Here is a 2,458-nt window from a genome sequence, read left to right as displayed (position 1 = left end):
AGGCACGACCGCTGGACCGTCACACCATGCCGCTCACCGGCCTCAACGTGCCGCTCGTCCCGAACCGACCCGGTTTTCAGGTCCTCAGCTGCTCTTCGCTCGTCGGGCCGGGCCGTTCATCTTCAAGGATGCGGTCACGGTTCCGGGTTTGATGCATGTGGCAAGGTGGACGGCATGACTACTTCAACGGAACTTACCGTCGCGTCCCTGACCTCCGGGCAGCTCACGGCCCTGCACGAGTCCTTCTCGGCGGACCCCGTCCTGAAGCAGAGGCAAAATGCTATTGTCCGCATCAGCGTCGATGAGCTCGCCATTGACCACGAGGTGGCGACGTCCCTGTCCACCACGGTTTCAAACCGCATCGACGACTGGAAAGTCACCAACCAGAAGAAGTCCGGCCGCTGCTGGCTCTTCGCGGCCCTGAACTTGCTGCGGGTCGGCGCCAAGCAGACCCTGGGCGTGAAGGAGTTTGAGTTTTCCCAGAACTACGCCACGTATTTCGACAAGCTGGAGCGCGCCAACTACTTCCTGGAGTCCATCCTGGAAACCGCTGAACGCGGGGAGGACGACCGTCTGGTGCAGTGGCTGCTGCATACCGTCCTGGGCGACGGCGGCCAGTGGAACATGGCGGTGAACATCTTCCGCAAGTACGGGGCCGTGCCAAAGTCGGCCATGCCGGAAACTGAGTCCTCTTCCAACACGGGCCGCATGAACGCCGTCCTGCGCTCCCTCCTGCGCCGCGGGGCGCAAGAGTTGCGCAGGCTCCGCCACGACGGCGACACAGCCGGGCAGGAACAGGCGAAGGCACGGATCATCGCCGACGTTCACCGGATCCTCGCCCTGCACCTGGGCACCCCGCCGTCCGCCGTCGACTGGGAATACACCGATGATGCGAAGTGCTTCCACCGCGAGGGCATCCTGACGCCGCAACAATTTCTGGCCAAGTACACCACCATCAACCTCGATGACTACGTATGCCTGGTCGACGACCCCAGGACGGACCATCCGAAGGGAACCACCCTGACCGTCGCGCACCTGGGCAATGTAATCGACGCGGAACCGGTGCTCTACCTTAACGTGGACATCGGCCTGGCCAAGCGGCTGGCCAAGGACGCCATCCTGGATGGGGAACCGGTCTGGTTCGGGTGCGACGTGGGCCCGCAGATGGTCCGCAAGGACGGCATCTGGGATGCCCGCCTGTACGACTACGCAGGGCTCTATGGTGCCGAACTGGCCATGGACAAGGAGGCGCGTGTCCGCTTTGGCGAATCGGCCATGACCCACGCCATGCTCCTGACCGGCGTTGACGTGCTCGACGGCGAAACGCGCCGCTGGCGGGTGGAGAACAGCTGGGGCGAGGAAGCCGGCGACCAGGGTTTCTTCACCATGGCGGACAACTGGTTCGACGAGTACGTCTTCGAGGTCGTGGTCAACAAGTGGCGGCTGTCCCCGGAGCTGCGGCAGGCACTGGATGCCGAACCCGCAGTGCTGCCGGCCTGGGACCCCATGGGAGCACTGGCGTAGGGACGCCCGGCGCCTGCCCCGTTACCCGTCCAACCACCCCGCCGCGGACGACATCCGTGGCCCCCACCCGATCGAGGAGAACCATCATGACACTGACACTGACACTTGCGGACGCCCGCATCATCATCACCGCAGCAGAGGCCAAGGCCTCCGAGATCGGCCAGCCCATGAACATCGCCGTCGCCGACGCCGGCGGCAACCTCATCTCTCACGTCCGGATGGACGGTGCCTGGCTTGGCGGCATCGACATCTCGATCAACAAGGCCTTTACCGCCCGGGCCTTCGACATCCAAACCAAGGACCTGGGCGATAACTCCCAGCCCAACCAGCAGTACTACGGCATCCACGCCAGCAACCATGGCCGGATCATGATCTTCGCCGGCGGCATCCCACTCACCCGCGACGGCGAAGTGGTCGGCGCCGTCGGCGTCAGCGGCGGCTCCGGCGAGCAGGACCAGGCCGTCGCCGAAGCAGGCGCCAAAGCCCCTCTGACATAAGCCACCCTCCGGGGGCTGCCCTGTCCACATCACCGGGATAGGGCAGCACGGGAGCCGAAATCGATACCTCGATCTGGGTCGGTGAACGTTGCCGTGCGACTTGTGGTGCTCTTTGGCGGCGTTCTGTGAGCGCTACGTGGAGCATTCGCTGAGCGTTTTCGCCGCTCCCGAGCGAGCCTCAGCTTCGAAGAACTCGCCCTTCGCGACGGGCCCGCTGAAGACCCTGGCTGACGTCGATGTCCGCTCTTTCGACAGGGTCGATTGGTACAACAACAGGCGGCTTCGCGGCACGTCCGGCCCGAGGAACACGAGATCAAACTGCCCGATTAAAGACGAAGCCGCCAACATAATGGCGGCCTGAAAACCGGGTCGGTTCGGGACGAGCGGCACGTTGAGGCCGGTGAGCGGCATGGTGTGACGGTCCAGCGGTCGTGCCT

Annotated in this window: 3 protein-coding genes; 2 read left to right on the top strand and 1 reads right to left on the bottom strand. The window is 64.4% G+C overall.

Translation table 11 applies throughout. The features are described from left to right. Positions 1-174 precede the first annotated feature (174 nt). Positions 175-1,524: an aminopeptidase C gene (locus CXY71_RS00250; RefSeq protein WP_104133745.1), complete on the top strand. Its 1,350-nt coding sequence runs from the start codon at positions 175-177 to the stop codon at positions 1,522-1,524. 86 nt (positions 1,525-1,610) lie between these two features. Continuing rightward, positions 1,611-2,021, top strand: a complete 411-nt coding sequence (locus tag CXY71_RS00245; RefSeq protein ID WP_233204305.1) for a heme-binding protein — start codon at positions 1,611-1,613, stop codon at positions 2,019-2,021. A 132-nt stretch (positions 2,022-2,153) separates the two neighbouring features. Here CXY71_RS00245 and CXY71_RS00240 read toward each other — a convergent pair. Further along, positions 2,154-2,458: hypothetical protein (locus tag CXY71_RS00240; protein ID WP_233204304.1), on the bottom strand; the 305-nt coding region annotated here is incomplete at its 5' end.

The organism is Cryobacterium sp. Y62 (genome assembly GCF_002929785.1).
In the GTDB taxonomy this organism is placed as follows: Bacteria; Actinomycetota; Actinomycetes; order Actinomycetales; family Microbacteriaceae; genus Cryobacterium.
This window is presented reverse-complemented; position numbering and strand designations above follow the sequence as displayed.

Bases quoted from the DNA above. Each gene is read 5' to 3' on its own strand.
- CXY71_RS00250 (WP_104133745.1), top strand. From the start codon at position 175: ATGACTACTTCAACGGAACTTACCGTCGCGTCCCTGACCTCCGGGCAG.
- CXY71_RS00245 (WP_233204305.1), top strand. From the start codon at position 1,611: ATGACACTGACACTGACACTTGCGGACGCCCGCATCATCATCACCGCA.